At 65.2% G+C, this 17,962-nt stretch carries 15 protein-coding genes; 6 read left to right on the forward strand and 9 right to left on the reverse strand.

Annotation, left to right across the window (positions count from 1 at the left end):
* Window positions 1–379: 379 nt before the first annotated feature.
* From VT03_RS25395 to VT03_RS25405, 3 genes are all read left to right on the forward strand, one after another.
* A complete protein-coding gene (locus VT03_RS25395) occupies window positions 380–2,479 on the forward strand; it encodes a polyribonucleotide nucleotidyltransferase (RefSeq protein WP_075095592.1) in 2,100 nt (699 codons plus the stop codon).
* Window positions 2,480–2,700: 221 nt separating this feature from the next.
* Complete coding sequence (locus VT03_RS25400; RefSeq protein ID WP_075095593.1) at window positions 2,701–3,315, forward strand: phosphoesterase; 615 nt, start codon at window positions 2,701–2,703, stop codon at window positions 3,313–3,315.
* A gap of 149 nt (window positions 3,316–3,464) precedes the next feature.
* A complete protein-coding gene (locus VT03_RS25405) occupies window positions 3,465–4,139 on the forward strand; it encodes a type III secretion system chaperone (RefSeq protein WP_075095594.1) in 675 nt (224 codons plus the stop codon).
* A 169-nt stretch (window positions 4,140–4,308) separates the two neighbouring features.
* Here the strand turns inward: VT03_RS25405 and VT03_RS25410 are convergent, their stop codons facing one another.
* Entirely contained in the window at window positions 4,309–5,391 is a 1,083-nt protein-coding gene (locus VT03_RS25410; RefSeq protein ID WP_075095595.1) for an alpha/beta hydrolase family protein, read from the reverse strand.
* A 198-nt stretch (window positions 5,392–5,589) separates the two neighbouring features.
* Here VT03_RS25410 and VT03_RS25415 point away from each other — a divergent pair, with 198 nt between their 5' ends.
* From VT03_RS25415 to VT03_RS25425, 3 genes are all read left to right on the forward strand, one after another.
* Window positions 5,590–7,155 carry a c-type cytochrome domain-containing protein gene (locus VT03_RS25415; RefSeq protein WP_156514750.1) on the forward strand — a complete coding sequence of 522 codons (1,566 nt, stop codon included), beginning with the start codon at window positions 5,590–5,592 and terminating at the stop codon, window positions 7,153–7,155.
* Window positions 7,152–7,487, forward strand: a complete 336-nt coding sequence (locus tag VT03_RS25420) for a YbjQ family protein (RefSeq protein ID WP_075095597.1) — start codon at window positions 7,152–7,154, stop codon at window positions 7,485–7,487. The genes VT03_RS25415 and VT03_RS25420 overlap by 4 nt, the downstream gene beginning before the upstream one ends.
* Before the next feature lie 156 nt (window positions 7,488–7,643).
* A complete protein-coding gene (locus VT03_RS25425; protein WP_082846526.1) occupies window positions 7,644–9,029 on the forward strand; it encodes an IS4 family transposase in 1,386 nt (461 codons plus the stop codon).
* Between the two features lie 273 nt (window positions 9,030–9,302).
* Here VT03_RS25425 and VT03_RS25430 read toward each other — a convergent pair whose 3' ends face one another.
* The 8 genes from VT03_RS25430 to VT03_RS25465 form a co-directional block, all read right to left on the reverse strand.
* Window positions 9,303–10,151, reverse strand: coding sequence for an MqnA/MqnD/SBP family protein (locus tag VT03_RS25430; RefSeq protein WP_231870519.1), 849 nt, complete (start codon window positions 10,149–10,151; stop codon window positions 9,303–9,305).
* A 210-nt stretch (window positions 10,152–10,361) separates the two neighbouring features.
* Entirely contained in the window at window positions 10,362–11,345 is a 984-nt protein-coding gene (locus tag VT03_RS25435) for a 3'(2'),5'-bisphosphate nucleotidase (protein ID WP_075095599.1), read from the reverse strand.
* A 104-nt stretch (window positions 11,346–11,449) separates the two neighbouring features.
* The gene (gene cysK / locus VT03_RS25440) at window positions 11,450–12,382 is read right to left on the reverse strand and encodes a cysteine synthase A (RefSeq protein ID WP_075095600.1); all 933 of its coding nucleotides are present in this window, start codon (window positions 12,380–12,382) and stop codon (window positions 11,450–11,452) included.
* 133 nt (window positions 12,383–12,515) lie between these two features.
* On the reverse strand, window positions 12,516–13,556 hold the full coding sequence (gene trpD, locus VT03_RS25445) for an anthranilate phosphoribosyltransferase (RefSeq protein ID WP_075095601.1): 1,041 nt from the start codon (window positions 13,554–13,556) through the stop codon (window positions 12,516–12,518).
* A 66-nt stretch (window positions 13,557–13,622) separates the two neighbouring features.
* Complete coding sequence (locus VT03_RS25450) at window positions 13,623–14,486, reverse strand: hypothetical protein (protein ID WP_075095602.1); 864 nt, start codon at window positions 14,484–14,486, stop codon at window positions 13,623–13,625.
* An 18-nt stretch (window positions 14,487–14,504) separates the two neighbouring features.
* Window positions 14,505–15,458 (reverse strand): GDSL-type esterase/lipase family protein, encoded by a 954-nt coding sequence (locus VT03_RS25455; protein WP_075095603.1) that lies wholly within the window; start codon window positions 15,456–15,458, stop codon window positions 14,505–14,507.
* A gap of 468 nt (window positions 15,459–15,926) precedes the next feature.
* Window positions 15,927–17,249 carry a GTPase HflX gene (gene hflX / locus VT03_RS25460; protein ID WP_075095604.1) on the reverse strand — a complete coding sequence of 441 codons (1,323 nt, stop codon included), beginning with the start codon at window positions 17,247–17,249 and terminating at the stop codon, window positions 15,927–15,929.
* 208 nt (window positions 17,250–17,457) lie between these two features.
* Complete coding sequence (locus VT03_RS25465; RefSeq protein ID WP_075095605.1) at window positions 17,458–17,916, reverse strand: hypothetical protein; 459 nt, start codon at window positions 17,914–17,916, stop codon at window positions 17,458–17,460.
* Window positions 17,917–17,962: the final 46 nt, after the last annotated feature.

Consider the following 17,962-nt stretch of genomic DNA (forward strand, 5'->3'; position numbering starts at 1 on the left):
GGGATCCGGGACCGGCTGTTTGAGGTGTTGCTGATCGGGCGGATCGTCGGGAGCAAATCCATCTGCCACCGGGGCGGATGGGACCGACGGGCTCGGAAGGCATGTAGCGGTCGAGCAATCGATCAGGGGCTCCGCGGACAGGCCGCGTCGAGCCGGTTGTTTCGGACGGGTTTTGCGACTTCCCGTCCGGCTGCTCAAGAGTCGGTAGGCTGTCATCCGGCACAGGGTCGGGAGGCGGCGGCAGAACCAGGTGGGGTCGAAGTGCTCTGGAGACGGATTTCCGCTGCTGCGGACCGCGATGCGTGGGCGTCTTCCAGACCCGCTGGGGGCAGGGCAGGTTCAGAGAGTCGTTGTCGTTGCTGATAGAAAAGAGAAACCCGTGAAGGTATCCGTATCGAAGGAAGTCGCTGGCCGGACAGTCACCATCACCACCGGTGAGATCGCCAAGCAGGCCGATGGGGCCGTGCAGGTTCAGTTTGGAGAAACCCTCGTCTTCACCGCCGCCCAGAGCGGCCCGTCCCGTCCCGGGACCGATTTCTTCCCCCTGACCGTCGAATACCGCGAGCGGCTGGCTGCCGCCGGTAAGTTCCCCGGCGGATTTCTGAAGCGGGAAGGCCGTCCGACGCAGAAGGAAATTCTGACGTCCCGCCTGACCGACCGCCCGATCCGCCCGCTCTTCCCGGAAGGCTACCGGGACGAAGTCCAGATCATCGCCAGCGTCCTCGCCTTTGATGGCGAGAACGATCCGGACGTCTGGTCGATCACCGCGGCCAGCAGCGCCCTGATGGTCGCGCCGCTCCCGTTCCAGGGACCGATCGCCGGTGCCCGCGTCGGCCTGATCGACGGCCAGTTCATCGCGTTCCCGACGAAGGAGCAGATCGAAAAGAGCGACCTCGACCTCGTGGTCGCGGGAAGCACGGAATCGATCCTCATGATCGAAGGCTTCGGGAACAAGATTCCCGAAGAGCAGATGGCCGACGCTCTGATGTTCGGCCACAAGGTCATCAAGGAACTCTGCCAGCTCCAAAAGGATCTCGTCGCCAAGATTGACAAGAAGCCGGTCGAGTTCAAGAAGCCCGCCGACAACCCGTTCGCCGGCGTCGTGAAGACCGAAGCGTACGAGCAGATCAAGGCGGCCCGCCAGAACCCGAAGAAGTCCGAGCGCTCCGCCGCGACCGCCAAGGTCAAGGAAGCCCTCGTCGAGAAGTACTTCCCGAACAAGACGACCGCCCTGGAAGACGGCCGGACCGTCGACCAGCTGAAGGCCGCCTTCTCGGACCTCGATCACCACGTCTGCCGCGAGCTGACCCTCAGCGGCAACCGTCTCGACGGCCGCCCGCTGAACCAGCTCCGCAACGTCAACTGCGACGTCTCGGTCATCCCCCGCGTCCACGGCTCGTCCCTCTTCACCCGCGGTGAAACGCAGTCGCTCTGCACGATCGTCCTCGGCACCGTCCGCGACCAGCAGCGGAACGACTCGCTGTACGGCGAGCAGTCCAAGGGCTTCATGCTCGAGTACAACTTCCCGTCGTACTCGGTCGGCGAATGCCGCCCGATCCGCGGACCGGGACGCCGGGAAATCGGCCACGGTGCCCTCGCCGAGCGGTCGCTCGCCTGGGTCCTGCCGAAGGCGGACGCGTTCCCCTACACGGTCAAGGTCATTTCGGACATCACCGAGTCGAACGGCTCGAGCTCGATGGCCAGCGTGTGCAGCGGGACCCTGGCCATGATGGACGCGGGGATCCCGCTCCAGCAGCCGGTGGCCGGGATCTCGATCGGCCTCGTCAAAGAAGGAAGCAAGTACGTCCTCCTGACCGACATCATCGGGGACGAAGACCACTTCGGCGATATGGACTTCAAGATCGCCGGGACGCCGCACGGCATCACCGGGATTCAGCTCGACCTGAAGATCGACGGGATCAACGAAGAGATCATCCGGGCGACCCTGGCTCAGGCCCGCGAAGCCCGCCGCGAGCTCCTCAAGATCATGCTGACCACGATCCGCCGTCCGCGGACCGAACTCTCGGCCAGTGCGCCGCGGGTCCTCAGCACGAAGATCGATCCGGAGAAGATCGGCCTCCTCATCGGCCCGGGGGGCAAGACGATCCGCGCCATGCAGGAAGAGACCCAGACGACGATCGACGTCGTCGACGACGGGACGGTCACGATCGCCGGTGCCAACAAGCAGGCGTGCGACGCCGCCATGGCCCGCCTCGAGGCCCTGACCGAAGAGATCAAGGTCGGCCGCGTCTACATGGGGACCGTCAGCTCGATCAAGGACTTCGGAGCCTTCATCGAGATCGCTCCGGGCAAGGACGGCCTGTGCCACATCAGCGAGCTGGCCGAAGGCTACGTCAAGTCGGTCCACGACGTGGTCAAGGTCGGCGACAAGCTGGAGGTCAAGGTGATCGCCGTCGACGAGCAGAACCGCGTCAAGCTCTCGCACAAGGCGCTCCTGGCCGACCGCAAGGAAGACTGAGTTGAGATCGGGCGTGAGCCCGATCAGACTCCCGATACGAGCAAACGACCTTGAGGAGCCGTTCCTCAAGGCCGTTTGCGTTTCAGGACCGGATTAAACACCAAGACACAAAGGATTCACGAAGAACACAAAGGGGAAAGAGTGGTGCGAGCCGGTCTCTCTTAGTGTCCTTCGTGCCTCCTTGGTGCCTTGGTGTTTAATCCCCACCCTCTTCAAACCCCATGACTTCTCCCGTTCAGCCCGTCGATTCCGTCGAGCACGTTCTCGTGACGCCGACGCTTCTCTTTCATCAGGTCGGAGTCTTCCAGGGCTTCACGGCGGACGCGGCGCGGTACCTCGACGTGCTGCTCGATCCCTCCTACACGAGCTACCGGCCCCGCTCGGAAGTCGAAGTCGACCCCAGCTACAAGCAGCTCATTCCGTACTGCATCTTCCGCTGCGAAGGGAAGATTTTTCACTACCGCCGCGGCAAGCTGCAGGGGGACGGACGTCTCCGCAGCAAGCGGTCGGTCGGGATTGGCGGGCACATCTCGTCGGACGACCAGCACGCCGTCGAGTCGGTTTACCGGGAGGCGATGCGGCGGGAAATTGCCGAAGAGGTGTTCCTGGAGTCCGCCTTCCGCGAAGAATGCGTGGGGCTCATCAATGACGACTTGACGGAAGTGGGCCGGGTCCATTTGGGAATTGTTCACATTTTTGATCTGGAAGCGCCCAAAGTTCGCCCCCGTGAAGAGTCGATCATAGAGTCAGGATTCGCAGAACCCGCAGAGTTGATCCGGAGTCGGGACGAATTCGAGACCTGGTCGCAGATCTGTCTCGATTACCTCATGAAGTGACCCGTCCCCGTCCGATGGGCTGCGATCCCAGGCAGGGAGGTTCCCTGCCGCACCCGGCGCCCTCGCGGCCCAGGCCGCGGCGGTGGAGGAAAGTGGTCGACCGGCTCCGACGACGCGAGCCGGCCATCGGACAAGGGAGTGTCATCTCGATGAAAAGTCTTGCGCGCAAATGGATTCTGGCCGGTGCGACCCTCGGCGTCCTCGCCGGAGCCCCTCTGGCCCGCCTTGCTCTCGCCCAGCAGCCCGCCGCCGCTCCGGCGGCTGCCGCCCCCGCCGCGGTTCCCGCCGGCGGCGTCAATGAAGAACAGCTCGGCCAGCTCGTGGCCGCTCTCGGCCTGAAGCCGGAGAAGCAGCAGCAGCGGTACGACTTCGCCTTCCGGGCGACGCTCGACGATCAGGAATGGACTCTCTCGATGTCGTCGGTGCTCAGCACCGACCAGCAGTCGATCTGGATCATGGCCTGGCTCGACGAGCTCCCGAAGAACGCGGCCGACGTCCCCCGCAACGCCCTCCTGCGGATGCTCGCCACGAACGACGCCATGGGAAGCGGCAAGTTCTTTGCCTACATCCCGAACAACCGCCGGTTCGTCCTCCAGCGTTCGTTCCCGAACGAAGGGATGACCCAGGCCAAGTTCCGCCAGCTCCTTCAGGACCTCGGCAGCACGGTCGTCGAGACCTACCCGGTCTGGACCGTCTCGAACTGGAACGCCAACGGCGCCGCCGTCGCCCAGCCGGCCAACCCGGCCACCGCGACGCAGCCGGGGGGCGCTCCGACGCAGTCGGCCGCTAACGATCCGAAGAACACCGGAACGATTCAGCGCTAGTCGAAGAAAACGGCGGGCCTGTTTTCGGGGGCGATGCCAAGACAACCGCGACGAGACGGTCCGAAGGACCAGTTTCGCCGCGGTTGCGGCATTTGGGGGAGGACGAAGTTCCAAGTTTCAAGTGGCAGGTATCAAGGATCAGGAGGAATTGCCTGGCACCTGGTCCCTCTCACTCCGTGTATGTCCGTAGCCACTCGACTCCCTTGGCGAAGGCGTCCGGCGTCAGCGGATGTCCCATGCCGTGGTTGAGGAGGCCGAGCCGCGCGGGGGAGCCGTAGAGGGCGTAGACGGGCTCCGCGGCGCGGAGGTAGGGGAGCGAGCGCGTGCCGTCCGCCGCACCTGGGCCGTGTTCGCCGCCGATGACGAGGAACGGCCGGGGGGCGATCAGGGCCAGAAGCTCGTGGTGGTTGCGGGACCATTTCGAGTCCTTCGCCATCGGGCCGAGATACCAGGCGGCGTCCCAGTTCGTGGAGTCGAGGGCGATGCCTCCTTCGCTGGCGACTCCGGCATGGACGCGGTCGTCGAACGCGAGCAGATAGAGAACTTCCTTCGCCCCGAGTGAATGGCCGAACGCGGCCACGCGTTTGGCATCGACGTCGGGCTGCGCCAGCAGCAGGTCGACGCCCCGCTCGGCGTCGTAGAGCATCTTCGCCATCCCCTTCGCGTCCGGATGGCGGGCCTGGAACTTCTCGACCGCAACATTGAGCGTCTTGGCGTCCTTCCAGAGGAAGTTCATCGGGCAGACGACGACAAAGCCCGCCCCGGCGAGCTTGAGCCCGGTGTGCTGCCGGTCTTCCCCCTGGACGCCGGCGATGGCGTCGATCGTCAGGGCGGTCGTCGGATGGAGCGCGACGATTCCGGCCCGCGTTCCCGGCTTCGCGTCCCCGGCGGGGCGGAGGATGTAGGCTCGCTCCCGAAGGCCCGGCTCGCCCGTGTACTCGACGAGCTCGCGCGTTCCCCAGTCGAAGGTCTCCTTGGAGATCGACTTGATCTCCAGGTCGGCCGGCCGTTTTGGCATCGGGCCGAGGAACGTGCGCCACTCACTGCGGAGAGTGTCCCGCCGGGCATTCCACGCATCGAGCGACGCGATCGGGGTGCCGGCGGCGTCCTGAAGCAGGGGTGTCAGCGGCTTCCAGACCGGAACGTTTGCCGCGGTCTCCGGAGCCAGCACATCCTTGAGCCAGGGGACGTCGTCCGCCGATGCCGCCAGGGGCCACAGACACACGAAGAGGGCGAGAAGACGAAAGTTCATCGGGAAGAATCGCTCCGGGGGGAAATGTCGAATCGGCGGGAGGCGGCGGCGCGTCACCCTCGCCACGTCGCATTACATCAGCCATCGTCGATGGACGATAGCGTCCGCGTCCGAGGACTCTCCTCGGGGCGCTGAGGCATCCCGCGCTGCGAGGGCGTACAATCGAGGCTCCTCGTCTTGGTCGTCGGAGCACCTCGCGTGCGTACGTGCCTTGTCCTGTTGTCTCTCCTGATTCTGTCCGGGCCGGTCGCCGCCTTCGCTGCGGCCGCCGCTCCTGACATGCCGCCGCCGTCCGCTCCGATGGTGGATTTCAATCGAGACATCCAGCCGCTGCTCGCCCAGCATTGCCTCCGTTGTCACGGCCCGATGAAGCAGGACGGCGACCTGCGGCTCGATTCCCGCGTAGCGGCGGAAAAGGGAGGGGATTCGGGCCGGAGCGTCCTGATGCTGCCTCCGGAGAAGAACGAGATCCTGCGGCGGCTCCGGTCGATGGAACCGGGGGACCGGATGCCGCTCGAAGGGCCGCCGCTCGACGAGGCGTCGCTCCAGAAGTTCGAAGCCTGGATCCGCGCCGGTGCCGTCTGGCCGGAGAAAATGGTGGCCAAGTTCACGCCGTACCAGGAGGCGTGGTGGGAAACGGCCGCCGGCTGGCTGCTGAGCAAGTGGGAGGAGTGGTACGGAAAGACGATCGTGCCCGCCCTCTACTTCCTGATACCGCTCGCGATCGTGGTCCTGTTCCTGGAGCGGGCCCGTGAGACGCGGCGGGCGCAGCTCAGGAAGGGGGAGCCGGTCAGCCCCTGGGCGGAGCGGTGGGCTCACGTCTCGCGGGCGTGGCAGCTCGCCGGGTTCCTGGCGGTGACGGTCGGGGCGCTGGTCCTCTGGACGCGCAGCCGGCTTGCGGAGATTCCGCGGCTGCAGGGGGAAGTGACCAAGCTGCAGAAGCAGCTCAGCAAGATGGATGCGGATCCGGAGCGGACTGTCCGACCCGTTCACGCGCCGCGGATGGGGGGGAAATACTATCGCGGGAACGACGAGCGGAGCCCGGCCCTCTTCAACGGGGGCTATTACCGGACGGCGACCTTCGAAATCCATCTCCTCGATCCGGCGGGGCAGCCGCTGATCTGGGGCGATCCGATTCCCGCGCGGGCGACGGTCCAGGTCTTGATCGCGAAAGCGCCGTTTGCGGCTCCCTCGCTCTTCACGGGCGAGATGATGGGAGCAGTGGGGATGTCGGCCAAGCACATCAATGCGCAGGGGACCGGGGAAGAGGTCCCCCCGTATTCGTTTCTCAAGCCGAGCGATCAGGAAGGGATCTGGGTCGCCGAACTGCCGGTGACGCTCGACCCGCAGGCGCCGCGGCAGGAGGGGAAGGTCTATCTCAACGCCGGGATGCAGGAGACGGGGGGCCGTCTTCAGGGGGTCTGCCACTATTCCGTGGGCTACAAGCTCGTCGCGGCGGACGGAAAGCTGACGACCGAGTCCGAGGTCTGGATGGAGTCGATCCTGAAGCCGGGGCAGCTCATCTGGACCCCGGAGGGGCGGATCAGTGCGCAGGAGTGGTTCGACGCTCTTCCGATCCCTGAGATCGTCAACGGCAACAGCAGCGATCCGAAGCTGCTGGGGACCGAAGTCCACATCGAGATGCTCCGCCGGCTTCGCGAGGATCGCGAAAGGGAACGGGCCCTGGCGCCCGAGCCGGCAACGCCGCCTCCACCGCCGCCGGCGGTTCTTCAGCCCATGACTCCGAACTCCTCACCACCATGATCGATGAACATTTTGTGACGGGTGCTTTTGAACTTCCGGGGTGCCGGATCGTGGCCAGTCATGGCCTGGTCCGCGGGATCGTGTGTCGGTCGCGGAGCGTCGTGGGCAACTTTGCCGCGGGGCTGCAGACGATCTTTGGCGGGAACATCACGATCTATACGCAGCTGTGTGAGCGGGCGCGGCAGGATGCGTATGAGCTGATGATTCAGCATGCCGATGAGCGGGGGGCGAATGCGGTGATTGGTGTGCGGTATGACGCCAATGAGGTGATGGCGGGGGTGACGGAAGTCCTCGCTTACGGGACGGCGGTGACGGTGGAGCAAGTTCGGTAGGCGAACCGCGTCCTTGCCGGCACGACTCTGCTCGCTCAAACCCAACGTGCGACGGCAGCATGGGGTCAAGGGGGTACCCCTTTAAAGGTGAGCGAGTCAGTCCTTACCCTGTCTCTGTCTGGAGGTTGCGACGGACTCCTGGAGAGGACAACAGGGATGTTGCCAGCCGAAGTGTTGGAGCGTTTTGTCGAATGCTGTCCCGCCGCGGTCATGGTGCGGGCCGTTCTGGAGAACCTGCTGCGGCCCGAGCGGCTGGATGAGGTCTTCCAGCGGGCCGCCCAGCGGCAATACAGCCGCCAGCTCCTGTTCTCGCAGCTCGTGGCGATCATGTCGGCTGTCGCCACCCGTTCGCAGCCGTCTGTCCATGCCGCCTATCTGGCGGCTCAGGACAAGCTCGACATCTCACCCCAGGCCCTGTACGACAAACTTCGACGGCTTGAACCGGCCGTCACGGCCGCCCTGGTCCGCGAGACCGCCCGCGATGCCGCACGAGCCATCGATGCTCTGCCGGGCCTGCGGCCACCCGTGCTGACCGGGGGACTGAAGACGTACGACGTCTATTGTGTCGACGGGAATCACCTGGCCAGCACGGAGCACCGGCTTGCCGAGTTGCGGACGACCCGCGAAGCGGCCCTCCCCGGACAGACGCTGGCCCTGCTGGACCTTCGTCGGGGGCTGATCACGGAACTTGTTCCCGGCGAGGATGGCCATGCCCAGGAACGCTCGCTCGTCCCGGAGCTGCTGGAGCGGTTGCGGAAGGGGATGGTGCTCGTCGCCGACCGGAACTTCTGCACGAGCCGGATCCTGTTCGGAATCGTGCAGCGTTCGGCCTTCTTTGTGATCCGTCAACATGGCTCGACCCTCTCCTGGGAGCGGGAGGGGAAGCGGCGGCGGATCGGCCGGACGGTGACGGGGATGATGTTCGAGCAGATCCTGGACCTGAACTATGAGGGCCAGACGCTGCCGGTCCGGCGGCTGACGATCGAACTGGACGGACCGACGAACCAGGGGGAGAGCGAAGTCCACATCCTGACGAATCTTCCGGCCGAAACAGTCCCGGCCGGCGAGGTGGTGGAGGCGTACCGCCTGCGGTGGACGATCGAAGAGGCGTTCCAGTGTCTGACGGAGGTTCTGCGGTGCGAGGTGGAAACGCTGGGCTATCCGCGGGCGGCCCTGTTCTCGTTTGCCGTGGCGGTGGTGGCCTGGAACACGTATGCGGTGGTCAAGGGGGCGCTGAAGTCGGTTCACGGCTGGGAGACGATCGAGGCGACGCTGTCCGACTATCACCTGATGCATGACGTGCTGCTGACGCACTGCGGCCTGGAGATCGCTGTGGAGGCTTCGGCGTGGTTCTGGCACCAGGGGTTGTGCCCCCAGGGGCTGGCGAAGGAGCTGGTTCGTCTGGCGAAGACGGTGAAGTTGTCCCGGTATCCCAAGCGGAAGCGAGGTCCGAAACACCCGCCTCCCGCGAAAACAGGACGCCGCAACGATCACCTCTCGACCGCCAGACTCCTTGAGAAACGCAAAGACAAACGACCTTGAAAGGGGTAGGTCAAGGGGGCCACGCCCCCTTGCCGCCGGAGGCACTCCTGAGAGGAACCGTTGTAAGCAATGGGCGGCCCCTTTGTGGTACCAGCGTTGAGGACTCCCCGCTCGCTCTGCAATCCCCGCGGGTTGGTGAGGGGGCATCCGGCACGTTGTCCGCGCCTGGACACTCGCTCCTTCAGACAACTCTCGACGAGACGGCCTCCGGCGGGCAAAGGGGCGTTGCCCCTCTGCACTCCCCACCAGGGGGCCCCTGGACCCGGTGAGGCACTACCCGATGAATTCCAGCTCGACCGGGTTCGGAATGATCCCCGCCTCATATCCCTTCTTCAGCAACAGCGCGACTGCCTCACGGCCCCGAGGACCAAAGTCGAGCGTCCAGTCGTTCACATACATCCCGACAAACTTGTCCGACTTCGCCACATCGAGATCCCGCCCATACTTCATCGCATAGTCGAGCGCTTCCTTCCGGTGCGCCAGAGCGTACTCAATGCTCTTCTTGAGCAGCGCGGTCACCTCATCCATCGCCTTCCGGCCCAAGTCCTTCCGGATCGCGTTCCCGCCCAGCGGCAGCGGCAACCCCGTCTCCTCCATCCACCACACGCCAAGATCGACAACCAGGTGCAGGCCCTGGTTCTGATACGTCAGCTGTCCCTCGTGAATGATCAGCCCGGCATCAACCTCGCCCTTCTCGACGAGATTCAGGATCTCGTCAAACGGGCGGATCACAAACCGCACCGTCGTCTCGCCGGCGAGACCGGCCGGAGCCCCGACTTCTTCTGCCGGAGCGGCGTCGAGTCCCTTCGACTTCAGACACAACCGCAGAGCCAGGAACGCAGTCGTCAGCGTGCCGGGAATGGCGATCGTCTTGCCCGCCAGATCCTCGATCTTCATCGGCTTGGGGGTGACGACCATCGGGCCGTAACCATCCCCCATGCTGCATCCGCACGCGCACAAGGCGTACTTGTCCGTCATGAACGAATAGCCGTGCAGGCTCACCGCCGTCAGCTCCAGCTCCCCCTTGAGAGCCCGGTGGTTCAGCGTCTCGATGTCCTGGAGCTGATGCGTGAAGCGGTAATCCCCCGTGTCGACCTTGTCGTTCGTGAGGGCGTGGAACATGAAGGCATCGTCGGGATCAGGACTGTGGCCGACGCGGATCAGTGTGGGCATGGCGGGGGGGAGGGAGGGACGAGGGTCTAGGGACTAGAGACTAGGGAGTGAGGCCGAGCGGTGAAAGCGATCGGATGACCAGGGCTGCGTTGGATCGGCGAACTCCGATTCGCTGCCTTGGAGCGAAAATATCGGGCTCAGGCGGCGTCTCTCCACCCGTCATCCCAGCACGGACTTAACCGCCGCCACGACCGCTTCATGCAGGCCGCCGTTCGTCACGACGACACCGCGGTTCTCGCGCAGCTCGCGTCCCAGCGAGAAATCGAGCGGCCGGCCGTCGACGTCCGTGACCCGGCCGCCGGCTTCTTCGACGCAGATCACGCCGCCGGCGTGGTCCCAGATCTTCTCGCGGTAATCCGCCCGGGTCGGGAGGCGGAGATAGATGTCCGATTCCCCGCGGGCGACGGTGGCGTACTTGGCCTGACTGTCCATCCGGACCGGCGGAGCGGTGATCCCGAGCTTTGCGGCGATCAGGGCACTGGCATCCTGCGAGCTGTGGCCGGACTCGACCGATTCGCAGACCCGGGCCATGTCGGCGCGGGTCGTCGAACTCGTGCGGACCGCCTGCGGAGCGGCATCGGGCTGCGACAGCGGACGGAGCTGCGTCCCCTGTCCCCGGACCGCCGACATCAGGACCCCCTTGGCATTATCCCAGGCGTCCGCGGACGAGAGGTTGGGGCAGCCCAGCACCCCCAGCTCAATCCGGCCGTGGACGATGAGAGCCAGCGAGACCGCGTACTGCTCGCCCCGGAGGAACCCCTTGGTGCCGTCGATCGGGTCGAGCGTCCAGAACCGCCCGCTTCCCCCCTGTCCGTTGCCGCGGTCGATCCACTCGCAGAGATCGGCCTCGCTGGCGTCGATGCCGACTTTCGAAAGCTCGGACCGCAGGTCCCCCATATGGCGGGCGTTGTCCGGAGCCTTGAGGGCCTCGGCCTCCTCCTCGCCGACGATCTCATCGCCGGGGAAAGCGTCTCCCAGAATCCGGCAGATCGCCGCCTGGGACGCGAAGTCTGCGATCGTGACCGGGCTGCGGTCTTTCTTCTCGATCGACTCGCGGGTGATCCGGGACTGGACCGACTGGCAAACCCGGGCGGCCACGGCGACCGCCTTCAGGGCGACTTGGAGTTCAGCTTCGAAAGACATCAGCAGAGAGATCAGGGTTTTCAGTTGTCCGTCATCGGTTTTCAGTCAGAGTGCTCGCGACGTGCCGCGCCTCTGACTGAAAACTAACAACTGACGACTGATGACTAGCTTCTGGTAAAATCGAACATCGGCGTCGAGAGGTAGCGTTCGCCGGAGTCGGGCAGGACGACGACGATCGTCTTCCCTTCGTTCTCAGGACGGGCAGCAACCTTGACGGCGGCGGCCATCGCGGCGCCGCAGCTGATCCCCGCCAGGATCCCCTCTTCGCGAGCCAACCGGGGAGCCATTTCGAGCGACTCCTCGTCTGTGACCTGGATCACCTCGTCGATCAGCTTCATGTCGAGGATCTTCGGGATGAAGCCGGCGCCCAATCCCTGAATCTTGTGTTTCCCTCGCTGACCACCGGAAAGGACCGGGCTGCCGGACGGTTCGACGGCGATCGACTGGATCTTCTTGCCGCGGACTTCCTTGAAGTACCGCGAGACGCCGGTGATCGTTCCGCCGGTGCCGACCCCCGCCACAAAGATGTCGACGTTGCCGTTCGTGTCGTCCCAGATCTCAGGGCCGGTCGTGACGACGTGGATCGCCGGGTTGGCGGGGTTCTCGAACTGCTGGGGGATGAAGTAGCTGGGATCCTTGGCGATCTCTTCCGCTTTGGCGATCGCGCCCGGCATCCCCTCGGCCCCGGGGGTCAGGACGAGCGTGGCACCGAACGCCTTGAGGAGCATCCGCCGCTCGATCGACATCGTGTCCGGCATCGTGAGCGTCAGGGGGTATCCCTTGGCGGCACAGACGTAGGCCAGGGCGATTCCGGTGTTGCCGCTGGTCGGCTCGACAACCTGCATTCCCGGCTTGAGTTTGCCCGACTTCTCGGCGTCCCAGATCATCGCCGCGCCGATGCGGCACTTGACGCTGTAGGCGGGGTTGCGGCCTTCGATCTTGGCCAGGACGGTCGCCTTGAGTCCCTTGGTCAGGCGGTTGATTTTGACGAGCGGGGTTTTGCCGATCGACTCGGCGTTGTCCTGGTAGACGGGCATGCTGCGACTCCGTTCGGGGTTTCGTGGTGCGGGTTCGATTATGGAGGGAAGTTCCGATTGGAACAATCCCTCTGAGGCCGGGAAGCGACTCCCGTCTCGAAACCGAACTCTCCGCAGGAAACGGGTTTCCGGCTCACGTTCCCTGGGGGCGCGAGGCGGACTGCGTCCACCGCGCGAGTCGCTCCAGGAACGCCGCTCCCCGGCCGGAATCGAGGGTCTCGGCCGCGGTCCGGACCCCCTCTTGAAGCGACGCCGCGCGGCCCGAGACAAGCAGGGCGGCAGCGGTGTTGGCCAGGACCATGTTGCGGGCCGGTCCCTGAACGCCCGAGAGGATGCCGCGGATCGTCTGGGCACTGGAGTCGGCGCCGGTGATCCGCAGGTCTTCCACGCGGCATTCGGGGAGTCCGAAGTCGGCGGCGGTCCAGATCCGCTCCTCGATCTCGCCCCCCCGGACCTCAAAGACCCGCGTCGTCCCCCACAGGGCGACTTCGTCGAGCTGATCGTTCCCGCAGACGACGAGCGTGCGGTTCGTCCCCAGGCGCCGGGCTGCATCGGCCATCAGGGCGGCGGTGGCGGTCCGGTTCGTGCCGATGAGCTGGAACTCCGCTCTAGCCGGGTTCGTCAGCGGGCCGAGGAGGTTGAAGATCGTCCGGAATCCGAGCATCGCCCGGACCGGGCCGACGTGCCGCATCGCCGTGTGAAGCGTCCGGGCGAAGCAGAACCCGAGTCCCGTTTCATCGAGGCACCGGCCGACTTCGTCCGGCGTCAGGTTCAAATTCAGTCCGAGCGACTCCAGGACGTCCGCCGAGCCGCTCGTGCTGGTCGCGCTACGGTTCCCGTGCTTCGCGACCGGCACCCCGCTCGCCGCGGCGACGATTGCCGTCGCGGTACTGATGTTGAAGGTGTTCAGCCGGTCCCCGCCGGTGCCGCAGGTGTCGAGGAGTCCCGTCCGCCGGGTGGGGATCGTCGAGGCCCGTTGCCGCATGGCCCGCGCGGCTCCGGCCAGCAGCTCTCCGGTTTCGCCCGCGATGGCGAGCCCCGTCAACAGGGCCGCGGTCTCCGCCTCATGGGCGCGGCCGTCCATCAGCGCGCCGATGGCCGACTCGACCTGGAACTCGTCGGGAGCCTCGTGGCGGATCAGGGTTTCGAGGAGAGAGGAGAGCTCAGGAATCATCGAAGCATCGTAAAGACTGAGTCGAGAAGTCTCGACGGTCCGAACCGGATCGTCGCCTCCAGTTGCTCAAGGGACTTCTTCTCGGACTGGCCAGAAATCCTTCCAGTTCGTCGGCTCCCGCTCAAACGCCACGATCCTCCCGAGTGCGTCGGTCGTGACCTGATCGGTGATGGTCCCTTCCGGGGACCGAAACGTCCGTTTCACCAGTTCGCCATTCTTGTATTCGAAGTCGATCTGAACTCTGCCGTAGTCATGCTGGGTGTCCCGTGTGTTCCAGATCGATCCGTCCGCCACCCAGGAGTTGCCATGGCTCGACATGCGTCCCTGGGGCAGTGGTACCGACTCCCATTCCCGGTACAGAACCTCGTCTTTGATCAGAAACTGATCGGACGTTTCCCAATTGCCAAGGAGATCCTTCGATGTCTTCTCCGGGGTGCGGCAGGCCGTCCTGCCGCTATCGCCCGTCATCAGAATCACGGAGTCATATCCCTCCTGAGGTTTCTCGGCGAGGAGAACCCAGTGCGATGGAGAACCTTGCAGTCGAGGCGGATTGAGATACTCGAAATCGGACTGTTCCAGGCGCCCTTGAGTGTGATCCCACCGAGCCTCCGCACGCGGTTGCCTTCTGGGATAGCCGTCGAAGACGGATGCCGGCAGTTCTGCCGACAGTCTGTAGAGTGCGTACTCTGCTCCGCGCGGGTCGTAGGGAAACGCCCCATGTTTCGCTTCGTATGTCGCCAGCGCAATGACGATCTGCCGCATGTTCCGGTAAACCTGCGGAATTGGCCGGCTCCCGACTTGCTGCACGGCGGGGAGCAGCATCGCGACCAGAAGGACGAGGACGAGAAAACCTGTTGCCACGTACCAGGCTGAGCTCACATTCCGGCCTGTCGGCGTCTCGTTCGGCGATTTGACGTCCTCAAGGGGCATGAACCAGACCCTGATGTGCTACGGCGTGCCGTCGATCTTCTTGAGAAGCTCCGCCGCTTTGCCCTGCGCCGTGTCGAGCGGTTCGCCCTTTGGCATGTCGGGACGTTTGTGGCCGACGTGGACGAGCCAGGCGTTGTGGAGGAGCGTCTGGCGCTGCGAATGAAGATTGAGCCGTTCGCCGGTCGGGAGCGGACCGGGGTCAGTGGGCTGGAGATGCCAGGCGGACCAGAGCGTGCGGGCGATGACCTCGTGGCCGTCCGTGTTGAAGTGGATCCCGTCTCCGGCGAGGTGGTACTTCGCGTCTGCGGCTTGCTTGCGCTTCAGAAAGTCGAGCAGCGGCGTGCGGATGTCGACAACCATGTCGACGTCCTTGTCCATTTTCAGGACCGCCGCCGAGAACTCGGCCAGGGCGTCGTCGTACTTCTCGTAGGGGGCGAACCAGGCGTATTCCTTCTCGCCAGCCGGCCGGAGTTTTCCGCCGGGCCGGAGGGCGTCCGCTTCGAAGGGCGGGGGAGTGAGGAAGCAGATCCGGGCTCCGATCGCCCGGGACTTGTCGGCGATGATCTTCATCCCCTTCTTGTAGGCATCCAGGCGTTCCGGCGACGGCGGGTAGTAGATGCCGTCGTTCATCCCGTAGCAGGCGATGACGACCTGGGGCTTCACTTTTTCCAGGGCCCGGTCGAGGCGCTCGTGGACGGTGGGGCGGGGGAAGGGGTGAGCTGGTTCGGAGAGGCCGCTTGAGGTTTCGCTGGGGAGGCCGAGGTTGAGGAGTTCGTAGGTCTCGGTCGGGTGATGTTTCGTCAGCCAGGCTTCGAGGTAGACGATGTAGTGTCCGGCGTTGGTGTTGGAGTCGCCGAGGAACAGGACGCGTTCGCCGGGGCGGAGGAATGGCTTGTCGTCGGCGGGGGCGGTTGTGCCGAGGCCGGTCAGGAGGAGGAGGGCGATGACGAGGAGTCGGCAGGCGAGCGGCATGGCGGTTCGTCCAGAGTGGGGAGTCTTCAGATCGTCGTGACCGTCGGCGGGGAATTCAATCCGTGAGGCACTCTTCGAACGCGCACTCGCCGGCGCAGCGTTCATAGCTCAAACCCAATGTGCGACGGCCGCCGGGGTCAAGGGGGTCTCACCCCCTTGCCGCCGGAGGCATTCCTGTGAGGAACCGTTGTAAGCAACGGGCGTCCCCTTTGTGGGACCAGCGTTGAGGACTCCCCCACACGCAACCGCTCGCTTTGCAATCTCCGCGGAGTAGTGAGGGGGCATCCGGCACGGTGTCCGCGCCTGGACATGTGCTCCTTCAGATATCTCTCGACGGCCAGGCCTCCGGCGGGCAAAGGGGCGTTGCCCCTCTGCACTCCCCACCAGGGGGACCCTGGACCCGATAGAAAAAGAAAAGGACGGCTTGTGGGGCCGTCCTTTGAGAGTGCTGGTTGGAGGCCGGCGAGCTCACTCCTCATTCGCCTTGCCGTTGAGAACCGTTCCATCGAGCGGAATCACCACGCCCCCCTCCTGCTCCACCGCCCACGTAAACCGCCGCGGCAGCCGGCATTCGTAAGCGACCTGATTCTCATCATACTCCGTCTTGAGAAGCTCCGAATGCTGCTGCAGATACCGCAGCAGCCGGCCATTCCCAGCCGACCCCTCCACCCGGGCCTTCATGAACCCGTCGCTCAAGCGGTCGGCCACCGCCCGCCCCAACTCCGCGATCCCCGTCCCCTCCACCGCACTGACCGAGATCGCCTCCGGATATCGCGACTGGAGAACATCCAGGAACGAGCGGTCCTCCACTGCGTCGGTCTTGTTCAGAACGAGCAGCGGGTGATGGTCCTCCACCCCCAGCTCCCCCAGAACCTCTTGCACCGTCGTGATCTGGAGCTGCGCCTCCGGATGGCTGGCATCCACGACATGCAGCAGCAGATCGGCGTGCCGGGCCTCCTCCAGCGTCGACCGGAACGAGGCGACGAGATGGTGGGGCAGGTTCCGGATGAATCCGACGGTGTCGCTCAGCAGCACGTCCCCCCAGTGGGGAATCGTCCACGAGCGGGTCCGCGTGTCGAGCGTGGCGAACAGCTGGTTGGCGATATAGACGTCCGCCCCGGTCAAAGCCCGCATCAGCGTGCTCTTGCCGGCGTTCGTATAGCCAACGAGCGAGACCGTCATCTTCTCCTTGCGGCCCGCGACTTCCCGCTCGCGGCGCTTCTCGACCTCGGCCAGCTTCCGCTTGAGGTCGGTGATCCGCTTGTCGATGAGCCGGCGGTCGGTTTCGAGCTGCTTTTCACCAGGACCGCGTCCGCCGACGATACCGCCGGCGATACGCTCAAGGTGGGTCCACATCCGCGTCAGGCGGGACCGCATATAAAGGAGCTGTGCGAGTTCGACCTGCAGCCGGGACTCGTGCGTCCGGGCATGCGTGGCGAAGATGTCGAGGATCACCTCGCTCCGGTCGACCACCTGCGTCTTCGTCAGCTCCTCGACCGCCTTGGCCTGTGATGGCGAAAGGCTGTTGTCGAAGGCGATCAGGTTCGCGTCGGTGGCGTGGATCAGCTCCCGGAGCTCATCGATTTTGCCGCTGCCGATATAGGTCCCGATGTCGGGTTTGTCCCGCATCTGGACGACCGAGCCGACGACCTCCGCTCCGGCCGTTTCCACCAGCCCCTGCATTTCTTCCAGGGCCTTGTCCTTCCCGCGCTGTTCGCGAGGGTCGACGACGGCCACAAGAATCGCCCGCTGGGCGTGAACTTTCAGTTTGTCGCGAGTCGGCTCACCCAAGTGTTTTTCGTCTCCTGAGGACTGCGTCCGTGGAACTCGGTCCCGTTGAATCGGCTTTCCGGCCGCTGGACGCGACCCGCCGAATTCTACGCAACGCGCCGGCCCGTTCCCAACACCAGCTCGGAATCCGGGAAAATCCTGGCCCTCGCCGGACACGCGGAATTCCCAGGGGTTCACGGGAAACTCGGCGGGAGTTCACGCGGCCGTCTCAGCTCCCCGATTCCGGGGGCCGGTCGTCGGCGCATTCCGAACGCCGATGCGCAGCCAGCAGAAACGAAGCGGCCGCTCCGGTGAACACCGAATAGTCGAGCGGCGGCTTCACGCCCAGCGCGGCGATCATCGTCACGCCGAAGATCGACAGCAGCACCCCCGAGGCCGCCGCAAACCAGCCGAGCCGCCATCCGACGAGCAGTCCCACCGCCAGAATCCCCTCGGCAATCGTCGCGGTCCAGGCCAGGGCGGGCTGCACCGCAGCGGGCGCGTACCTGTTGAGGAGCGACGCATACTCCAGGAACGGCTGCCAGGCCCCCCAGGCGACGCCGGGGGTTCCCGGCGGTCCCCAGAACCCGAACCGGTCGGCGACGGCGGAGAGATACGTGGTGGCCAGGGCAATCCGCAGGAACCACTCCGCCCCGGTCAGGGCCCAGTCGCGACGTTTCGAAGTCATGGCGGATTGCTCGATCGGGATCAGAGGAACAGGAGGGGCCGCCGCA

It is taken from the genome of Planctomyces sp. SH-PL14, from assembly GCF_001610835.1.
Taxonomy (GTDB): Bacteria; Planctomycetota; Planctomycetia; order Planctomycetales; family Planctomycetaceae; genus Planctomyces_A.